Below are 19029 nucleotides of genomic sequence, written 5' to 3' on the forward strand. Positions count from 1 at the left end.
AGGAAAGAACCTCATCAATGAAGAGCAGTACTCATTTCACTGCTCTCTCGAATTCCGTTTGGGTGTCATCGTGCGACACTCACAACTTGTCATCCATTCGGCTACCCGTTCTCTTTGGGTTCGGTGTCCGGCCTCGGGAGGTCCGAGGCGGTGATCTTCGTTCGAAAGGATCGAGCGAAGGCGGCAGTGGTCAGGGCCTTGTCCAGGCACTTCGCATCAGGATGCACCCACGCACCACGTCCCGGCAGTGTCGCTGACACATCGCGGACGACGGCGGGGTGCTGATCGGGGCGGAACACGAAGCGTGTCAGCTCGTCCCGACCGGCCTTCTGCCTACAGGCGATGCACGTCCTTACGGGTCCATCACCAACATTCACAATGAATGATTCTACAGCACCGGCACCCGGGCTCGCGCCAAGGGGGCCAGTGGTGCGAATCACTGCACGAGGCTATTCGCCTGCGACGATGTCGATCTTCCAGCCGGTGAGCTTGGCTGCCAGGCGGGCGTTCTGCCCTTCTTTGCCGATGGCCAGGGACAGCTGGTCGGTGGGGACGACTGCGCGGGATTCCTGAGCGGCGGCGTCGAGGATCTCAACGCTCTTGGCCTTGGCCGGGGACAGGGCGTGTGCGATGAACTTCGCCGGGTCGTCGGAGTAGTCGACGATGTCGATCTTCTCCTGGCCGAGTTCGTTCATCACCGCACGCACACGGGAGCCGAGTTCGCCGATGCACGATCCCTTCGCGTTGACTCCCGGCTTCGTGGCGCGCACGGCGAGCTTCGTGCGGTGGCCGGCTTCGCGGGCCAGGGACACGATCTCGACAGTGCCGTCGGCGATCTCCGGAGCCTCATGGGCGAAGAGTCGGCGCACGAGGTTCGGGTGGGTGCGGGAGACGGTGACCGAGGTGCCCTTCGTGCCCTTGTGCACGTCGGCGATGTAGACGCGCAGTCGGGTGCCGTGGGCGTAGGTTTCGCCGGGGACCTGTTCGTGCGGGGGCAGCACGGCTTCGACGTCTCCGATGTCGACCTGGACCATCTGCGGGTCGCGGCCCTGCTGGATGATGCCCGAGACGATCTCGCCCTCACGGCCCTTGAATGTGCCCAGCAGCGTCTCGTCCTCGACATCGCGCAGCCGCTGGTGGATGACCTGCCGAGCGGTCTGGGCGGCGATGCGGCCGAAGCCGGTGGGAGTGTCGTCGAACTCGCCGATCGGGTTGTCGTCGTTGTCGAATTCCACGGCGAGGATGCGCACCTCGCCGGTGGACTTGTCGAGTTCGGCACGGGCGTCGGGCCAGGCCCCTTCGGTCTTCTGGTAGGCGAGGAAGAGCGCCTGTTCGATGAGTTCGATGAGGGTTTCCAGCGGAATCTCACGCTCTCGTTCGATGACGCGCAGAACATTGAGGTCGATGTCCATGTCTAAGTCCTCTCTCGCTCAACCGAGCATTGAATTGTCTGTGTTCACTTATGCAGGCGTAACAGTCTATCCCAGTCCGCGCCCGCACTCTGTCTGCGAAGGGGCCGCCGCACTGCCGGAGGTACGTGAGGTTCGCCTCAGCGGAACTTCAACTCCACCTGGGCCTTGCGGATCTCGCCGAGGTCGACCGTCTTCGACTCCTTGCGCTGGGGGTCCGTGCCCGTGATCGAACTCTCCCCCACCTCGGCGAGGTCGAGCTTGAAGGTGTCCTTCTTCGTCGTGATCTCCAGGCGACGGCCGATGACGCGTCGGAAGTGGCGTGGGGTCTCCAGCTTCCGGGTGGCACCAGGGCTCGTGACCTCGAGCTGGTACGGCTTGTCCCGGAAGATCTCGACCTCGTCGAGGGCGTCGCCGACGATCTTCGTCGATTCGGCGATCTTCTCCATCGACATCGGATCGGTGCTCGATTCGTCGAGGTCGACGACGACAGTGAGCGTGCGCCGCGGACCGGCCGCCACCGCTTTGACGGTCTCGAGGTGGAATCCCGCATCCTGCAGGGGCGGGGCGAGCAGGCCCTTGATCCGCTCGACGTCTTCGTCCATTTCTCCTCCATATCCTTGTGCGTCCCCTTCGCCGAGGCGGGGCGAGGGGGCTGGCGCACCGTGCACGTGTGCGACCGCCGTGTTCTCACCCACCCTAAGCGACAGCCGCCGTCGAGGTTAAGCCTTCGTCGCGGTTCCGCCGGGTGCGAGTCTCATTCTGCGGTCGGGCGGGCGTCGGGCGGGAGACGGTCGGTGTCCCTCGGCGATGGCGGGTGCCCCTCGGCGATGGCGGGGCATCCGATAGGATTGCCGTATGCATTTTCCCGTCAGTCGCCGCGGCCTGTTGACTGCCGGCGTCGGCGGGTTGAGTCTGGGCCTGCTCACCGCCTGCGGCCTGCGACTCGATCAGGATCCCGAGATCCCCACTCATGATGCGACTCAGCAGCTGCGCAATCGTCTGGCCCGCATCTTGGACTCCGCTTCTCCCGGCGCCGGTGATCCCGAAACCGCGGGTGAGGACCTTGCTGACTTCGCTGCGGCGATCGGTCCCGAATGGAACCCGCCGACCGAATTCGCCACCGAGGCACCTCCGACCGAGAAGAACCGCACCTTCGTCCAAGCCGCCGAGGTGGCTTCCCGCGCAGTGTTCGAGGCCTCAGCGTCCTTAGGTTCGGATCTCATTCCCGTCCTGGCCGATGTGGCCACGGGTCTGGCTCTGGTCGCTGGGACGAAGAAACCGGAGATCATCACTACCGCCGACGAACTCATCCGCGCCGGCCGTGAGGAACTCGACCAGAGCAGGGACGGCGGCGATGATGCGACTGCGTCTCCCAGTGCCACCGGCGGGGCCGACGCGGATGCCGGGACGGACGACTCCGGAAGCCAGGTGCCGAAGGGTCGGGCGGAGATGTTCAACGCGATACTCAATCAGTCGCGGGCGGCCGCGTACGGCTATGAACGGCTGGCCGTGAACTTCGATTCGAAGTCGAGTGAACGCAAGGCTGCGCTGGCCAGGCTCGAATCCTTGGGTACCCTGTCCGGGGAGATGCTCGAACGACTCGGTGAGGACGCAGCCGATCCGGCCGCCTCGGCGTGGAAGCTCGATCCCACCCCGACGGATGCGGACTCCGCGAAAGAGTTGGCTCTGTCATTGGAAGACGGCATCGCTTCCGCGCTTCTGCCCTGGTTGGAGGCGGACGCCTCGGCGATTCTCCGGCTCTGGGAATCGGCCCGGAACCGGATGGTCTTCGCCGCTCCGCAGCCGCTGCGTTTCACCTATGACGAACCCGGGCAGGCGGAGGTGCAGGAGTGAAGGTCCCACCGGTTCTCTACCGCGCGACGCGCGAGATCATCGGCGAATATCGCACCGATTCGTGGGTTGCCGCGCTCGACTATATGGCCAATGAGCTCCTCGATCGGTGGAAGCTGCGCTTCGACGATGTACCGGGGGCACCGTGGGCCGGGTGTGAGTCCTTGGTGATTCCGGTGCTCACTCAGGAGAACTATCAGGGGGTGCTGCGGTTCGCGGCTCCCACCTCGGCACATACGGCAGCGCATGCGCAGGTGCTGCGGGCGCTGAAGATGTGGAACGGGCACGGCGCGGTGCGGGTCATCCGGGATGATCGCAGCTTCCGGGTCACTCTGCAGGAGCGGCTGCGCACGAAGGACAATCTGTCCGTGCTGCCACTGGCCGATGTGCCTCCGGTGTGGGGTGCGCTGCAGCGGTCCTTGGAGATTCCGGCGACCTCGGAGTTCCTGCGGGTCCAGGATGTCGTGGCCGGATGGCTGAACTCGTTCGATGCCGATGCCGCGTTGCTGACCGGGTGGTCGGAGGCGGGTCCTCACGATTCTCTGCTGCTGTCGTTCGCCCGCAATTGGATGCAGACTCTGGCGTCCTCGGATGAGAACTGGCTCATCCATGCCGATCTGCACTACTACAACATCCTCGCCGGCAATCCCGACCCGACGGGCATCTCGACGTGGAAGGCCATCGATCCGCAGCCCTTGGCCGGTCCGACCGCATACACCTTGGCCCCGGTGCTGTGGAACCGTCTGGCCGAGATCCCCTCGGATCATCCGCAGGCGCAGGCGGCGTGGCTGCGTGGTTTCGCCACGGACCTGGCGCTGTGCGCCGGGGTCGATCCGCAGTACGGGATGGGGGCGACCGTGGCTCGCGAGATCACGAACATGTTCTGGTATCTGCGCGCTGCCTCCGGCGGGTCGAATTCGAGCCTGGCCGATGCTGCCCGCTCCCTGTGGGTGGCCCGCGCGCTGTCCGGCGCCGATGTCGCCGGAGTCAACGCCCACGCCCTCAAACCCATCGGCTAACCCTATTGCTACCTGACGGCGGCCCAGATACCTCGCGCGAGGTTGCTGGGCCGCCGTCAGGTGGCAATTAGTGGATGAGGGTGGAGATGAAGTCGAAACCGAGTTTGAGGATCAACGCGGAGACGACGATGACGAAGACGACGCGGACGAACCCGGAGCCCCTCGCCAGCGCGGTGCGCGCACCGAAGATCCCGCCGGTGACATTGCCGACGGCCATGATCACACCCAGCAGCCAGACGACCTGACCGTCGGGGATGAAGTAGACGAGCGCCCCGAAGTTCGTCGCCCAGTTGATCACCTTCGCCGTGGCCGAGGCCTGCAGGAACGAGAATCCGATGATCGAGACGAAGGCGATGACGAGGAACGATCCCGTCCCCGGCCCGAGCACTCCGTCATAGACGCCGATGACGAGCCCGATCAGCCACGACAAGGCATGGTGGCGTTTCGACGTTTCCCCGAACCGCAGCGTGGCATCGGCGCCGAGGCTCGGATTGAGGACGGTGAAGATCCCGACCCCGATGAGCGCGAGCAGGATGATCGGGGTGAAAGCCTCGCTGGGCACCAAGGTCGCGAGCTTCGCCCCGAGCACGGCACCCAAGAACGCCGAGGCCGCGGCCGGAATCGTCGCCGACCGGTCCGGGGTGATCTTGCGCAGATAGGTGACCGCCGAGGCGGTCGTGCCCGCAATCGACCCGATCTTGTTCGTCGCGACCGCCTGCACGGGGCTCATCCCCGGCACGAGCAGCAGCGCGGGCAGCTGGATCAGTCCGCCCCCGCCGACGACGGCATCGATCCACCCGGCCAGAACTCCCGCGGCGAGCAGCCACAGGACCATCGTCCAGGTGACATCGATTCCTCCGGCGAGGGCTTCGAACACCGAGGCGGCTCAGGCGTTCTGGTCGGCGCTGATCGCCGCGTCGGCTGCGGCTGCAGCCTTCGCGTACGCCTCACGCACACGTGCCACGGTGGCAGGAACCACCTCGGCGACGGGCTGGTCGGACTTCTCCCCGGCCAGACGGTCGCGGACCTCGACGACGCCATCGGCCAGACCGCGGCCGACGACGATGACGGTGGGAATGCCGATGAGCTCGGCATCGGCGAACTTGAATCCGGGAGAGACCTTATTGCGGTCATCGAGCAGGACGCTGATGCCTTCGGCCTCGAGTTCGGTCGTCATCTTCTCGGCGGCTTGAGCGATCTCCTCACTCTTGCCGGCGACGATGATGTGCACATCGGCCGGGGCCAGGTGCTGGGGCCACAGGAGCCCGTCCTCGGAATGGTATTCCTCGGCGATGCAGGCCATGACGCGGGTGACGCCGAGGCCGTAGGAGCCCATGGTCACGGTCGTCGCCTTGCCGTTCTGGTCGAGCACCTTGAAGTCGAGGGACTCGGCGTACTTGCGGCCGAGCTTGAAGATCTGACCGATCTCGACACCGCGGGCCAGCTCCAGCGGACCGGAGCCGTCCGGAGCCGGATCGCCGAGGACGACCTGGGCGGCTTCGATGGTGCCGTCGGCAGTGAAGTCCCGTCCTGCGACGAGGTCGAAGACGTGGCGTCCGGGCTCATTGGCTCCGGTGATCCAGCGGGTGCCGTCAACGACGCGAGGGTCGAGGAGGTAGCGGATCTTCGAGGGCGATTCGAGGCCGAGAACCGGCGCGTCGAGGGAGTTGCCGGGTCCGATGTAGCCCTTGACGAGCTCCGGATGAGCGGCGAGATCCTCAGCCGTCGCGGCTTCGAGGTCGACCTCACCGTCGCCGAGCGTGCCGGTGCCGGCGGCCCGGTCGAGATCGACTTCGCGGTCGCCGGGCAGGCCGATGACGATGATCTCGCGGGTGCCGTCGGGGTGGGTGACGGCGCAGACGACGTTCTTCAGCGTGTCCGCAGCGGTCCACTCACGATCGGAGCGCGGGTGCGAGGCGTTCGCCGCGGCCACGAGGGTCTCGATGGTCGGGGTGTCGGGGGTGTCCTCGACATGCGCGGCCGGCGACTGCAAGTAGGGAATCGCCTCGGGGACGATCGAGGTCACGGCCTCGACGTTCGCGGCATATCCGCCGGGCGACTTCACGAACGTGTCCTCCCCGACCTCGGAAGGGTAGATGAACTCCTCTGTCCCGGAGCCGCCCATGGCACCAGGGGTCGCCTTGACCGGCAGGCACGGCAGGCCGAGGCGAGCGAACGCGCGCAGGTAGGCCTCGCGCATGGCTTCGTAGGAGGCGTCGAGTCCGGCGTCGTCGATGTCGAAGGAGTAGGCGTCCTTCATGATGAACTCGCGACCGCGCAGCAGTCCGGCGCGGGGGCGAGCCTCGTCGCGGTATTTGGTCTGGATCTGGTAGATCGACAGCGGCAGGTCTTTGTACGAGGAGTAGAGGTCCTTGACCAGAAGGGTGAAGACCTCCTCATGGGTGGGGGCGAGGATGTAGTCGTTCTCGCGGCGGTCCTTGAGGTGGAAGAGGTCGGGACCGAAGGCCTCCCAACGGCCGGACTTCTTGTACGGATCGGCGGGCAGCAGGCCCGGGAAGTGGACCTCTTGGGAGCCGGCGAGCGCCATCTCTTCTCGCACGATGGCTTCGATCTTGCCGAGCACGGCCAGTCCCAGCGGCAGCCACGTGTAGATTCCCGGTGCTGACCTGCGGATGTATCCGGCACGGTGGAGCAGTTTGTGGCTGGCCACCTCGGCGCCGACCGGGTCTTCCTTCTGGGTTCGCACGAACAGGGACGACATGCGCAGGGCCATGGGTAAATCTCCTCAACTTGTCAAGACTCAGATCGAACACTATCGCACGCGGGCGAGCCGGAGGGAATCGGAGCGGGCGCGGATTCGTCACCTGCGGGAAGAGAATTAGACTGGTGGCTGCAGCACCGAAGCCCGGCATCGGTCGGGGCCGTCCGGTCCCCGCCCGGTCCCCGCTGAAATGACGAGTCCGAACGATACGAAGAGCATGCCTGATCCCAGCCAACTCACGCAGTTCCCGCGGCCCTCGGTCGCGGTCGACACCGCGGTCCTCTGCCCCGTGCCCGGCCGTGGCCTGCATGTTCTCATGACCCATCCCGGAGATGGGGTGTGGCAGCTGCCCGGGTCGATCCTGCGTCCGCAGGAACGCCTCGCCGAGGCAGTCGCCCGCTGTCTGCGCGAAAAGGCTCGTTTGGTCGACCGCGCCCCCGTCCAGCTGCACGTGTTCGACCAACCCGACCGCGATGATCGCGGCTGGGTGATCTCCGTGGCCCACCTCGATGTTCTCTCCGCCTCCGATGTCGGACTCGCCGAGGAGGACGATCCCACCGAGGCGGCCGTGGCGGATGCTCCGGCGCAGGTGACGGAATCTTCCCCCGCCGAGGCGGTCCTCCCCGAGGCGGCCGACCCTGATCCTGCCGAATCGGATTCCGATCACCCGGACTCCCCCGTCCACCGGCGGAAGCTCGTGCCCGTCCACGATGTCGGCGAGCTCAGCGCCGAGCATCAGGAGATCGTGCGCGTGGCCGTGCACCGACTGCGGGCGTTCCACGAACGCACCCCGGATCCCTTCGGGCTCCTGGAGAAGGAGTTCTCGCTGCGGCAGCTGCGCGAGCTCCACGAGATCGTCGCCGGGGAGAGCCTCCAGGCAGATACGTTCCGCCGCACCATGCTGCCGCTGCTCGATCCCACCGGGGAGGCCGTCAGTCAGGGGCGAGGGCGTCCCGCGCAGACTTTCACCCGGCGCTCGGCACTGGCGCTGCGCGCCGACTCCCGGATACAGGACCCCGATGGTGCCGATGCAGGGATGCCCTCGTCCGGCACCAATTTCTCGGACGGTCATCGTTGATGACCGAGATCAACCGCGATGCCGGAAAGCACATGCGCGTCGACGTGTGGCTGTGGACGACGCGGATGTTCAAGACCCGCAATCTCGCCACTCAGGCCTGCCGCGGCGGGCATGTGCAGGTCGACGGTCAGCGCGTCAAGGCCGCGCAGAAGGTGAGCATCGGCCAGGAGGTGCGTGTGCGCAAGGCCGGGTCCGAATTCATCTGGAAGATCACCGGTTTCATCCCCACGAGGATGCAGGCCTCCATCGCCGTCCAGTGCTATGAGGACCTCACTCCCCCGCCCGATCCGGCGCTGCGCGGATTCGTGCCCCGGCGAGACAAAGGGCTGGGGCGTCCGACGAAGAAGGACCGCCGGGAGATGGAGAAGTTCCTCGGCGATATGGCCAAACCTCAGTCGCGCAACCGCCGCGACTGATCCGCCGACCGCTCAGTACATGACGGTGGCGAAGGTGCCGACCTGTTCGAAGCCGACGCGGGCATACATGCGCAGCGCCGTTTCGTTGTAGTCATTGGCATACAGGCTCACCGTGGAATGCCCCTTGTCACGGGTACGCTGGACGACCGCGGCCATGCCCGCTGCCCCCAGACCCTGATTGCGCACTGTGGGATGGACCCATACTCCTTGGACCTGGACGATGCGGCGGGCACGGATGCCGATATCGGCCTTGAACAGCACCTGTTCGTCCTGCTCTTCGGCCGGCCACCGCGGCACCGCACCGCCTTGAGGGAGGGTGGAGGAGATCCGGGCGTAGCAGTTCTTGCCGCGGATGATCCCGCGCACCCGCGCCAGGTACCCGGCGGTGCCGTCCTCGATCGGTGAGAATCCGACCTCTTTGGTGAACATGTCCACACTGGCGGGAAACACCGCACCGAGGTCATCGAGGGTCACCCGGTGCACATGCTCATCGGCGGTGACCAGCGGATCCGAGCTGATGGCCAGCAGCGGCTGCCGTTCGCGCACTCCACGCGGTCGGCCCCAATTGAGTCGCTGCTGCAGGTCGAGGATGACGGACCGGCTGCCGATGAGTGAGCAGGACACGCGACCGTCGGCATTGAGTTTCCGGGCAAGCACCTCATTCGTCGCCGGAGTCGCTGCGACCGGGATGATGTTGCCGCCCACCCAGTAGGCGGCGACGGGCCGGTCACCATCGAAGATTCCGTACAGCGTGCCTGCCGGGGAGCCCAGACGGGCGGTGCCCGTGACTTCGAGCAGGGAGATGAGGTAGACGTTCTCGCAGGGGTTGCGCGCAAGCAGGTCCGTCAGCCACCGGGTGTGCTGATGTTCCAGTCGTGCGATCCTCAGCGCCATGTGCCCCTGAACTCTTTCTCAGCCGTCAGCATGGGCCAATGACTGGACCATGAAACTCTTCGTCCTCACAAGGTATCGCACCTAGCCGACGGTCACTTCAGGCGGCCCCGATGCAGCGCCCGATGGCTGCCCCGCGGCCTCCTCGGCGATGCGGTTGGCCTCATGGATGAGCGTCTCGACGATCTCGGATTCGGGCACGGTTCGGATGACCTCGCCCTTGACGAAGATCTGGCCCTTGCCGTTGCCGCTGGCCACGCCGAGGTCGGCGTCGCGGGCCTCACCGGGGCCGTTGACGACGCAGCCCATGACGGCCACCCGCAGCGGCACCTCCATGCCTTCGAGTCCGGCGGTGACGCGTTCGGCCAGCGTGTACACGTCGACCTGCGCGCGCCCACAGGACGGGCAGGAGACGATCTCGAGCTTTCGGGGCCGCAGGTTGAGGGATTCGAGGATCTGGTTGCCGACCTTGACCTCTTCGGCGGGAGGCGCGGACAGGGAGACTCGGATGGTGTCTCCGATGCCCTCGGCCAACAGGTGTCCGAAGGCGGTGGCGGATTTGATCGTGCCCTGGAAGGCGGGCCCTGCCTCGGTGACGCCGAGATGGAGGGGCCAATCGCCGCGCTCGGCGAGCAGCTCATAGGCGCGGACCATGATCACCGGGTCATGGTGTTTGACGGAGATCTTGAAGTCATAGAATCCGTGTTCTTCGAACAGGGAGGCCTCCCACAGCGCGGATTCGACGAGCGCCTCGGGCGTGGCCTTGCCGTATTTCTCCATCAGCCGTTTGTCCAGGGATCCGGCGTTGACGCCGATGCGGATGGACACGCCCGCCTCGGCGGCGGCCTTCGAGATCTCCTTGACCTGGTCGTCGAACTTGCGGATGTTGCCGGGGTTGACGCGCACTCCCGCACAGCCGGCGTCGATGGCGGCGAAGACGTATTTGGGTTGGAAGTGGATATCGGCGATGACGGGGATCTGGGATTTGCCGGCGATGATCGGCAGAGCCGCGGCATCATCGGCGGTGGGACAGGCCACGCGCACGATATCGCAGCCGGCGGCGGTGAGTTCGGCGATCTGCTGCAGGGTCCCGTTGATGTCCGTCGTCTGCGTCGTCGTCATCGACTGCACGCTCACCGGGGACTCGGATCCGACCCCCACTTTTCCGACATTGATCTGCCTCGTCTTCCTTCGCGGAGCGAGCACGGGAGGCGGCGGTGCGGGCATTCCGAGATTGACCGATGTCACGAAGGATCCCTTCAGTCAGGCTGTTGACCAGCCACAATGTCCGAGCCGGCGCCGATGCGGGACCCGGATTGTGCGAACCATCACCATTGTAGGACCTCCCACTGACACAGAACTGTCCGTCCACGGGGCATACCCCGGACAGTCCACCGGCGCACCCCGGGCGGCCCCCGCGCGACCTCGACTCCGCCCGCACCACGCCACGGCCCACTGGTCCCGATCCGGTGTCACCGGCTGACGGTAGTGTGAAGGTGACCTGACGTCTGCACGAAGGAGCAGCCCTGTGAGCACACCCGGATTCGTCGAACCCGATGTCGAGGCGGTGACTGCGGCTCTCGAGGCCGCAGCACAGAAGCTCGACGACCAGGGTGGATCTCTGGCATGGGGAATCTTTCGCCGAGGCGGCCCCGCCCGAACCGTGAACGGCGAGGCTCCGTACCGGATTGCTTCGATGACGAAGTCCTTCACCGCCGCAGCCATCGGGCTCCTCGCCGCCGACGGACTCGATCTCGACGCGCCCTTCGGCGCCCTGCTCCCGGAACTGACCGATACGGCCATCGCCGACCGCACCTGCCGGCAGGCGTTGACGATGAGCACCGGTTTCACCAAGGACGACCCGTGGGCGGACCGGATGGAGGCGATGACTCCGGCCGAGCTCACCGACTGGCTGCACCGCGGCGCCATCGCCTGCGCGCCCGCCGACACCGGCTATGAGTATTCGAACCTCGGCTATGCGCTTCTCGGCATGGTCGCCGAGGCGGTCACAGGCAGGGCTTTCACCGAACTCGTGTCCACTGAGATCTTCGATCCCCTGAAGCTCACGCGCACCGGTTTCGACCACACGGACTTCCCGGACCTGGCGACCGGGTTCCGCGTCGACCTGGGCGGCGGCCTCCACCCGGCCGAACTCACCGGCCCAGGAGTCTTCTCTCCCATCGGCGGGGTCATCTCCACGGTGAACGACATCGGCACATGGATGGACGCGCATCTCGACGCCCTCGAACGCATGGACTCCTATGCTTCCGGATCCTGGTCTCGGATACTGACCGACAACCAGCAGCCACGACGGACCATGGAAGTCCAGAAGAGCGACCACCACGCGGAGACACTCAGCTACGGATACGGTCTCGAGACTCGTCTGGACACACGTTTCGGCCGCATCGTCTGCCATTCCGGCGGCTACCCAGGATACGGTTCACATATGCGTTGGTTCCCCGATCTGGGGCTCAGCCTCGTCGTGCTCGGCAATACGACCTATTACCCGGCGCAGCGCGTCGTCCAGGACGCGCTCGACCTCGGTTGGGCGGCGGCCACGGGACGACAGGACACCCGGCTGGAACGTCAGGCCACCTCGGTGCCGGTGCCCCGTTATCCCGCCGCCCAACCCCAGATCGATGCTGTGATGGCCGCGGCGAACCTCGTCAACGACTTCGACGACACCGTCGCCGAGGCGATCTTCTCCATGAACATGGACCTCGACGAACCCCGCGAAGAGAGGCGGGAGCGCTTCGCCCGGTGGCGGGCGGAGAAGCAGATCGACCGTCCTCTCACCGAGGCGGACCTCGAGATGGTCTCCCCGTTGCGCGGAGTGGTCACAGTGCCGGGCACAGCAGATGAGAACGCCACGATCACGGTCGGCCTCAATCACCTCGGCGAGGTGCAGACGATCACCCTCAGTTCCTGAGTTCGATATCCCGCGGCGGCCCGTGAACCCACTCGCCCGGGCGACCCATGAGCCTGCCCGAGCGACCCGGCCTAACCGCCGGAGTTGAAGATCGCGTCGAGGGTGATGGGTTTGACGAGGTCGACGTAGACGAGCAGCGCCGTCATGCACAGCATCAGCCCGATGCACACGTACGTCAGCGGCAGCAGCTTCGCAGTGTCGAAGGGGCCGACCAGTCCGCGGCCGCGCCACCGGTTGATGCGGCGGCGCGCACCTTCGTAGAGACCCACGGCGATGTGTCCGCCGTCGAGGGGCAGCAGCGGGATCATGTTGAACGCGAAGAGGAAGATGTTGAGCGAGCCGAGCATGCCCAGTCCCATCTGTGCCTTGTCGACGACGTCGATCTGGTCGGTGGACACGATCTCGCCGGCGATGCGGCCGACGCCGACCATGCCGACGAGTCCTTCGGCGTCGCGGTCCTTCGTGCCGACGGCCACTTCGCCGATATCGACGAGTTTGACCGGCAGGGTGATGATTGCGTGGAAGACTCCGGAGACTTGGTCCCACACGGCGCCGGGGAATTCCTCGAGCGGCAGGGACTGACGTTCCTGGACGGGTCCGACGCCGAAGAATCCTTGGGTCTCGGTCTGCGGAGTTCCGTCCGGGTTGAGCACGGCCTTGCCTGCATCGTCGACCTTCGGCCGTTCGGTGGCGATGATCGGCACGGTCACCGTTTGGGCCTGACCATCGCGGATGAAGTCGACATCGACGCGTTCGCCTGCATGTTCCTTGATGACCGAGGACAGCTGGTCCCAGTCCTTCGTCTCGACGCCGGCGATCGAGGTGATCTCGTCACCCGGTTTGATCCCAGCCTCCCAGGCAGGGGTGAGCTGATCGTCGGGACGGCAGGTGTTCTGCTCCGAGGCGGGACGCTGCTGCGCTTCGGAGGCGGGCACCGCACATTCGACGACAGTCTGGACGGTCGTCGTCGGAGTGACCACACCGATGCCCAGCAGCGAGATCCCCATGATGAGGATGCCCAGGACGAGATTGACGAAGGGACCGGAGAACATGACGACGAGGCGTTTGGGCACGCTGAGCGCATAGAACGTCCGGTGCTCCTCCCCCGGCGCGATCTCCTGGTTCGAGAACTCCCGGGCATCGGCCATCGTGTCTTCGAACAGCCGCCCCTTCCGCTTCTTGCGGTCCCGGCGCAGCGGAGCGGCATCACCGTCATCCGTCCCCTCGCCGAGGCGGCCCGAGGTTTCGCTGCCCGTCGAGTCGAGTGCAGCGCCCGGTTCGCCGAGGCGGCCCGACGTGCCGTCGATCCCGCCGTCGACGCCGGCGGCAGTGCCGCCCTTCTGCGCAGCGGCGGCGGTCTCATAGCGGGACTTCGTCGCTTCCTCGGGCGGATACATTCCCGGCATCGCGATGAACCCACCGAGGGGGAACGCTTTGATGCCGTACTCGGTCTCACCGCGGCGGAAGGAGAACAGGGTCGGTCCGAAGCCGACCATATAGTGCGTGACTTTCACCCCGAACTTCTTCGCCGGGGTGAGGTGGCCGAGTTCGTGCAGCGCAATCGAGATCGAGATGCCGATGAGGAACAGGATGATCCCGACAATGTAGAGCACAACTGTCATCGGCGGCCCCCGTTCTGTTCAGCGACGTCGGCGCGAGCGAAGTCCCTGGCCCAGGCGTCGGCGGCCAGCACGGTCTCCACCGTGTGTTCGGCCGCAGGTTCGTGGGCGGCCAGAGCTCGGGACAGGCCTTTGTCGATTCCGGTGAAGGCGATGTCTCCGGCGATGAATGCGGCGACGAGTTCCTCATTGGCAGCGTTGAGCACAGCCGGGTAGCTGCGGCCTTTCTTACCGGCGTCGATAGCCAGACCGAGCGCAGGAAAGGCGAGATGGTTGACCGGCTCGAACGACCAGTGCATGGGCTGGCCCCAATTGTGCGGAACGGCCCTCGAAGTCAGTCGCTTCGTCGTTCCATCGTCCTGGGTGCCCAGCGCATAGGAGATCGGCAGGCGCATATCCGGTGGGGAGATCTGCGCGATCGTCGAGGCATCGGCGAACTCGACCATCGAATGGATCTGCGACTGAGGATGCACGACGACTTCGATGTGGTCGAAGTCGATGTCGAAGAGCAGGTGGGCTTCGATGACTTCGAGGCCCTTGTTGACCAGGGTCGCAGAGTTGATGGTGATCATCGACCCCATCGACCAGGTGGGATGGTTGAGCGCCTGGGCGGGGGTGACTCGACGCAGGGCATCACGGGTCATGCCCCGGAAGGGACCGCCCGACGCGGTGATGATGAGCTTGCTGACTTCACCGTGCGTGCCGGCGCGCAGCGCCTGGGCGATGGCGGAGTGCTCACTGTCGACCGGCACCAGGCGGGCCCCGGAGGCACGAGCGGCGTCGAGGACGATGGACCCGCCGATGATGAGGGATTCCTTGTTCGCCAGGGCCACGTCCGTGCCGCGTTCGAGGGCGGCCAGGGTCGCGCCGAGACCGGCGGCACCGGTGATCGCGTTGAGGACCATATCGGCGGCCAAGCCCGCGACCGCCTCGGCGGCATCGTCCCCGAGGTGGATGGCTTCGACAGGATCGGCGGTCCCCCGCTGGGCAGCCAGCTCGGTCAGTCGCGCACGCACCTCGGCCTCACCTCCGGCGGGTGGGGTCGTGAGCCCGATGACGGGGACGTGGAAATCGAGGGCCTGCTCGAGCAGAAGGTCGAGCTGGGACCCCGCGGCCAAGCCGATGATCGCGTGCTCGTCCCGGTGTTCGGCGAGGACATCAAGGGCCTGGGTGCCGACCGAACCGGTTGAGCCGACTACAATGAAACCACGTTTACTCACGCCAACCGATGATGCCAAAGTTCTCTGGGAAATGACTCGACACGGACACGTGTGTCGCCTAGCGGAACCTGGTCATCTGTAGTGCTTCGGGACACCGACCTTCCACCGGGTTCCGGTAAAACTGTGAATGAAGACAATCAATGGCGAAAGAGATGGATATGAGCAAGACGCTGAGCCCCGACGACATTCTTGGACTGGATTCGGTCTTCGAATCCGATGACCTCGAATTCGCATCGATCGTGAAGAAATGGCTGGACGAGAACGTCCGGGAGAAGATCGGCGACTACTTCCTCGACGCCACCATCCCCGCCCGGGAACTGGCCGAAGGACTCGGCGAGCTCGGGCTGCTCGGCATGCACCTCGACGGCTACGGCTGCGGCGGTTCGACGGCGACTCAGTACGGACTGGCCTGCCGCGAACTCGAAGCCGTCGACTCCGGTCTGCGCTCCCTCGTCTCCGTGCAGGGCTCGCTGGCGATGTTCGCCATCCACCACTGGGGATCGGAAGCACAGAAGGAAGAATGGCTGCCGAAGATGGCCGCCGGCAAGGCCATCGGCTGCTTCGGGCTGACCGAACCCGATGTCGGATCCGACCCGTCGGGGATGAAGACGACCGCGAAGAAGGACGGATCCGACTGGATCCTCAACGGCGCGAAGATGTGGATCACGAACTCCCCGGTCTCCGATGTCATGGTCGTGTGGGCCAAGACCGAAGAGGTCGACGACAAGGGCAAGAACGTCGTCCGCGGCTTCGTCGTCCCCTCGAACACCGAGGGTGTGCAGACCCCGGAGATCCACCGCAAGATCTCGCTGCGCGCCTCGATCACCGGTGAGATCGTCCTCGACAACGTCCGTCTGCCCGAGGATGCGATGCTGCCGAAGGCCAAGGGACTCAAGGGCCCCCTGTCCTGCCTGTCCGAGGCCCGCTACGGCATCGTCTTCGGTGTCACCGGTGCAGCCCGAGACGCGCTGCTCTCCGCACTGGAGTACACCGGCACCCGTGTCCAGTTCGATCGCCCGCTGGCGTCGTTCCAGATCACGCAGCAGAAGCTGGCGAAGGCCTTCGGCCAGTACTCGCAGATCACTCTGCTCGCCGCTCACCTGGGCAAGCTCAAGGACTCCGAGAAGGGTGTCCGTCCCGAGCAGATCAGCCTGGGCAAGATGGTCAACGTCGATACCGCGATGAACGTGTGCCGTGACCTGCGCGCCCTGTTCGGCGGGTCGGGCATCACGAGCGAGTACCCGCCGCTGCGTCACGCGGTCAACCTCGAGACAGTGCTCACCTACGAAGGCACGCACGAGGTGCACCAGCTGACCCTGGGTCGGACGATGACCGGAATCAACGCTTTCGCGAACTGAAACCAGTGAGCAGGGCACCCGCACTCCTCTGAACACAGTCAACGCCCGCCGATCCTGCTGAGGTTCGGCGGGCGTGCTGTATCTGCAGTCACCGGCTGGTTCAAAGTGCTGACGCACAGACTTCGCGCCCCGCGCCCGCACTTCGAACCAGTCGGTACGCAGCCGGCCGGCTGAAATCACCCGATTTCAGCCGGCCGTTGTCAGTTTCCACGACGCAGTTCGAGCACGACCGTCTGGTCATCCTCGCCGAGGTGGCTCCGGGCTTCCAGCCCCCGCTCGGCTGCGAATCCGGTGGCCTCTGCAATCTGACCTCGCCCGAGCTCAATGAGCAGCAAACCATCCGGGGCCAGCCAGTCCAACGACTCCGCGATGAGTTGACGAACGAGGTCGAGTCCGTCGCGTCCGCCGAACAGCGCGGTGCTCGGTTCGAAGTCGAGGGCCTCATGCGGCAGAAAATCGGCTGCCGTTTCAGGAACGTACGGCGGCACGGCAGCGATAACTGAGATCGACCGCCGCAGTGTATCGGGCAGTCCGTGGAGGCAGTCGAGGACATGCCCCGACACGGTAGTGCCGGACTCGTTTGCCTGTTCGGACCCGCCTGCCTGCGTCGACTCCCCCGCGTGCGCTGAGTCCTCCGACTGGATGCAGCGTTCGACATTCTCCACCGCACACCGCACGGCCTCCGCCTGAGCATCGCCGACGTGGATCTCCACCCCCGGCACCAAGGAGGCCACCACTGAGGCGACCGGGCCGACTCCGCTGAACGCTTCGAGCACAACGGGCCGGTCAGCAACAGAGTTTGAGCATGCGGTGGTCCTGGCCCCATTTCCCTGTGGGTCCAGCATCCGTCGGCTTACCGCGACTGTATGAGCAGCAAGCAGAGCAGTCCGCTGCCGCGGCACAAACACTCCGGGACGCACGCTCAGTCGCAGACCCGCGACATCAACCCAGCCGACTATCTGCTCGAGGGGTTCACCGGCCACGCGACGTGCAACGAGCTCATCGAGTTTCGGCACAGAGCCAGCTGCAGACTCCAGCAGGATCGCTTCCTCGTCCTCGGCGAAGACACAGCCGGCCGCGCGCAGAGCAGCCGCCGTCTCAGCCGAACGCGGATCAGCAGGCCGCGGGTCCGCGGAAGCCGGAACGTCGACACCATCGTCGGCGTCGAAGCCCCCATGCGTCCAGGGCTCAGGAAGCAGAGAGAACCTCGGTGCGGTACCATTCGAGGCTCGTACCCGCCTCAAGATCACCGTCGTCGGTGAGCAGCAGAGTGCGCTGCGGGTCGAGCGGCACTACTGCGGCGAATTCGACGCGGGAGTCGCGCATCGCCTGGTCGAGGTTCGCGGTCTCGGAGCCGATCGTCACTCCGACGCCTTCGAAGCGCGACCGGGTGACCCGCACGGAGGCACGCCCCGGCTCGACCGGTTCGTCTTCGATGGCGTGGAGAACCACTAAGTCTGAGGCAGAGTCAGACGGAGCTCCTGCTCGCAGATCCACGACGAGCCCGATCCGGGCGGCAGCAAGAACACCGAGCGCCCGCGCCAACGGCGGGACATCCTCGGCGAAGGTGAGCCGGGCACCGGATTCCGGAACCACGCCCATGGCACGGAGCACTCCGGCGAGCTTCGAACTGCGGTCGAGCACCTCGGCGCGGTCGAGCTCGACGGGAACGGACAGGGCCTTGACCAGGCGGGGATCCGTGACTTCCCGGCCGTCGACGAGCGGTTTCTCCGGAGCGGGTCCGGTCAGCACGATGTCTTCGGCCTTGCCCATCGCGATCGGAAAGTCGAGGAGTTCGTAAACCGGGTTGAGCGTGCCGGGATCGGTCGCGGTCGGGACCGCGAAGTAGTGGAAATCAGTCAACGGAGGCCATCACTTCGACGACGCGGTCGATGAACGCATCGACCTGGTCCTCGTTGTACGCCTTCTTGCCTTTTGCGGTCTTGAACAGCACGCGGCGGACCTGGTCGACGCTCATCGCCACGCCCTGAGTGAAGTACGAGTTGACCTTGTCGCACATGTCGTCGACCTGGGTGATGTCGTAGCCGATGACTCCGGGAGGAGGATTGTCGAAGCGCTCACCGGGTTCACGGACCAGTCGACCCCGTAGCGACGCGGCCACACGGGTGAGCTCGGAGACCCAGGCGTCCTGCCCGGACTGCGCGATCAGACGGTCTCGGGCCTGCTTGGCGAATGCATCTTCGAGACGGTCGAGCGCGGCGTCGACGACGGCGACGTGGTAGCCCTTGCGGACGAGATCGAAACCGACCGTGCGCACCGCCCGGGAGTCGAGGTCGCCGGGCTGCGGCGTCGGCCGTTCGAAGGACTCACGTGCACGCTTGAAGAAGCTGTCGACCTGCTTGGGGTCGTATCCGTTCTTCCAACCGGACATTCGAGGGAAAGTCGTGTCCGCCATGTCTCCTCCAGAAGCGAGTGGCTGTGGTGTTTCCACCATAATAGATGGAAGCCGCAGCAATTGCGTTGCCGCGGTCCGCAGTTGCCGAACCGGGCGTC

18 protein-coding genes are annotated in these 19029 nt (G+C 65.7%); 6 read left to right on the top strand and 12 right to left on the bottom strand.

The features are described 5' to 3' along the window. Nucleotides 1-101: 101 nt before the first annotated feature. The 3 genes from ACOZ9V_RS12165 to rimP all read right to left on the bottom strand — a co-directional run bounded on the left by ACOZ9V_RS12165 (nucleotide 102) and on the right by rimP (nucleotide 2014). The gene (locus ACOZ9V_RS12165; protein WP_308423783.1) at nucleotides 102-440 is read right to left on the bottom strand and encodes a YlxR family protein; all 339 of its coding nucleotides are present in this window, start codon (nucleotides 438-440) and stop codon (nucleotides 102-104) included. A 9-nt stretch (nucleotides 441-449) separates the two neighbouring features. Then, complete coding sequence (gene nusA, locus ACOZ9V_RS12170; protein ID WP_101547295.1) at nucleotides 450-1412, bottom strand: transcription termination factor NusA; 963 nt, start codon at nucleotides 1410-1412, stop codon at nucleotides 450-452. A gap of 137 nt (nucleotides 1413-1549) precedes the next feature. Then, nucleotides 1550-2014 (bottom strand): ribosome maturation factor RimP, encoded by a 465-nt coding sequence (gene rimP, locus ACOZ9V_RS12175; RefSeq protein WP_169252659.1) that lies wholly within the window; start codon nucleotides 2012-2014, stop codon nucleotides 1550-1552. Nucleotides 2015-2267: 253 nt separating this feature from the next. Here rimP and ACOZ9V_RS12180 point away from each other — a divergent pair, with 253 nt between their 5' ends. Both ACOZ9V_RS12180 and ACOZ9V_RS12185 read left to right on the top strand, forming a co-directional pair. Then, entirely contained in the window at nucleotides 2268-3266 is a 999-nt protein-coding gene (locus tag ACOZ9V_RS12180) for a hypothetical protein (protein WP_434590403.1), read from the top strand. After that, on the top strand, nucleotides 3263-4282 hold the full coding sequence (locus ACOZ9V_RS12185; protein ID WP_172174321.1) for an aminoglycoside phosphotransferase family protein: 1020 nt from the start codon (nucleotides 3263-3265) through the stop codon (nucleotides 4280-4282). Before ACOZ9V_RS12180 ends, ACOZ9V_RS12185 begins: the two co-directional genes overlap by 4 nt. Nucleotides 4283-4349: 67 nt before the next feature. On the opposite strand, the gene ACOZ9V_RS12190 is transcribed toward ACOZ9V_RS12185, so the two are convergent. Together ACOZ9V_RS12190 and ACOZ9V_RS12195 are read right to left on the bottom strand one after the other, a co-directional pair. After that, entirely contained in the window at nucleotides 4350-5117 is a 768-nt protein-coding gene (locus tag ACOZ9V_RS12190) for a TSUP family transporter (protein ID WP_434595391.1), read from the bottom strand. Between the two features lie 51 nt (nucleotides 5118-5168). Then, nucleotides 5169-7016: a proline--tRNA ligase gene (locus ACOZ9V_RS12195; RefSeq protein WP_434590407.1), complete on the bottom strand. Its 1848-nt coding sequence runs from the start codon at nucleotides 7014-7016 to the stop codon at nucleotides 5169-5171. Between the two features lie 205 nt (nucleotides 7017-7221). Between ACOZ9V_RS12195 and ACOZ9V_RS12200 the strand changes: the two genes are divergently transcribed. Further along, on the top strand, nucleotides 7222-8082 hold the full coding sequence (locus ACOZ9V_RS12200; protein ID WP_229664182.1) for an NUDIX hydrolase: 861 nt from the start codon (nucleotides 7222-7224) through the stop codon (nucleotides 8080-8082). Next, nucleotides 8082-8498, top strand: coding sequence for an RNA-binding S4 domain-containing protein (locus ACOZ9V_RS12205; RefSeq protein WP_139468792.1), 417 nt, complete (start codon nucleotides 8082-8084; stop codon nucleotides 8496-8498). Before ACOZ9V_RS12200 ends, ACOZ9V_RS12205 begins: the two co-directional genes overlap by 1 nt. A 12-nt stretch (nucleotides 8499-8510) precedes the next feature. Here ACOZ9V_RS12205 and ACOZ9V_RS12210 read toward each other — a convergent pair whose 3' ends face one another. Both ACOZ9V_RS12210 and ispG read right to left on the bottom strand, forming a co-directional pair. Next, a complete protein-coding gene (locus tag ACOZ9V_RS12210; RefSeq protein WP_434590411.1) occupies nucleotides 8511-9392 on the bottom strand; it encodes a GNAT family N-acetyltransferase in 882 nt (293 codons plus the stop codon). Nucleotides 9393-9473: 81 nt separating this feature from the next. Beyond that, the gene (ispG, locus tag ACOZ9V_RS12215) at nucleotides 9474-10637 is read right to left on the bottom strand and encodes a flavodoxin-dependent (E)-4-hydroxy-3-methylbut-2-enyl-diphosphate synthase (protein WP_139468794.1); all 1164 of its coding nucleotides are present in this window, start codon (nucleotides 10635-10637) and stop codon (nucleotides 9474-9476) included. A gap of 280 nt (nucleotides 10638-10917) precedes the next feature. Between ispG and ACOZ9V_RS12220 the strand changes: the two genes are divergently transcribed. Beyond that, nucleotides 10918-12318 carry a serine hydrolase domain-containing protein gene (locus ACOZ9V_RS12220; RefSeq protein WP_434590415.1) on the top strand — a complete coding sequence of 467 codons (1401 nt, stop codon included), beginning with the start codon at nucleotides 10918-10920 and terminating at the stop codon, nucleotides 12316-12318. Between the two features lie 71 nt (nucleotides 12319-12389). Here the strand turns inward: ACOZ9V_RS12220 and ACOZ9V_RS12225 are convergent, their stop codons facing one another. Both ACOZ9V_RS12225 and dxr read right to left on the bottom strand, forming a co-directional pair. Beyond that, on the bottom strand, nucleotides 12390-13940 hold the full coding sequence (locus tag ACOZ9V_RS12225; RefSeq protein WP_434590418.1) for a M50 family metallopeptidase: 1551 nt from the start codon (nucleotides 13938-13940) through the stop codon (nucleotides 12390-12392). Further along, entirely contained in the window at nucleotides 13937-15157 is a 1221-nt protein-coding gene (dxr, locus tag ACOZ9V_RS12230; protein ID WP_181272030.1) for a 1-deoxy-D-xylulose-5-phosphate reductoisomerase, read from the bottom strand. Before dxr ends, ACOZ9V_RS12225 begins: the two co-directional genes overlap by 4 nt. A 158-nt stretch (nucleotides 15158-15315) precedes the next feature. Between dxr and ACOZ9V_RS12235 the strand changes: the two genes are divergently transcribed. Beyond that, nucleotides 15316-16515 carry an acyl-CoA dehydrogenase family protein gene (locus ACOZ9V_RS12235; RefSeq protein ID WP_092017334.1) on the top strand — a complete coding sequence of 400 codons (1200 nt, stop codon included), beginning with the start codon at nucleotides 15316-15318 and terminating at the stop codon, nucleotides 16513-16515. A gap of 200 nt (nucleotides 16516-16715) precedes the next feature. Here the strand turns inward: ACOZ9V_RS12235 and ACOZ9V_RS12240 are convergent, their stop codons facing one another. From ACOZ9V_RS12240 to ACOZ9V_RS12250, 3 genes are all read right to left on the bottom strand, one after another. Next, entirely contained in the window at nucleotides 16716-17291 is a 576-nt protein-coding gene (locus tag ACOZ9V_RS12240; RefSeq protein WP_434590422.1) for a hypothetical protein, read from the bottom strand. A gap of 412 nt (nucleotides 17292-17703) precedes the next feature. After that, nucleotides 17704-18378 (bottom strand): hypothetical protein, encoded by a 675-nt coding sequence (locus ACOZ9V_RS12245; RefSeq protein WP_434590425.1) that lies wholly within the window; start codon nucleotides 18376-18378, stop codon nucleotides 17704-17706. Next, a complete protein-coding gene (locus tag ACOZ9V_RS12250) occupies nucleotides 18371-18931 on the bottom strand; it encodes a DivIVA domain-containing protein (protein ID WP_025777300.1) in 561 nt (186 codons plus the stop codon). The genes ACOZ9V_RS12245 and ACOZ9V_RS12250 overlap by 8 nt, the downstream gene beginning before the upstream one ends. Nucleotides 18932-19029: the final 98 nt, after the last annotated feature.

The sequence above is a fragment of the Brevibacterium sp. 1718 genome (genome assembly GCF_051131255.1).
Taxonomy (GTDB): domain Bacteria; phylum Actinomycetota; class Actinomycetes; order Actinomycetales; family Brevibacteriaceae; genus Brevibacterium; species Brevibacterium sediminis.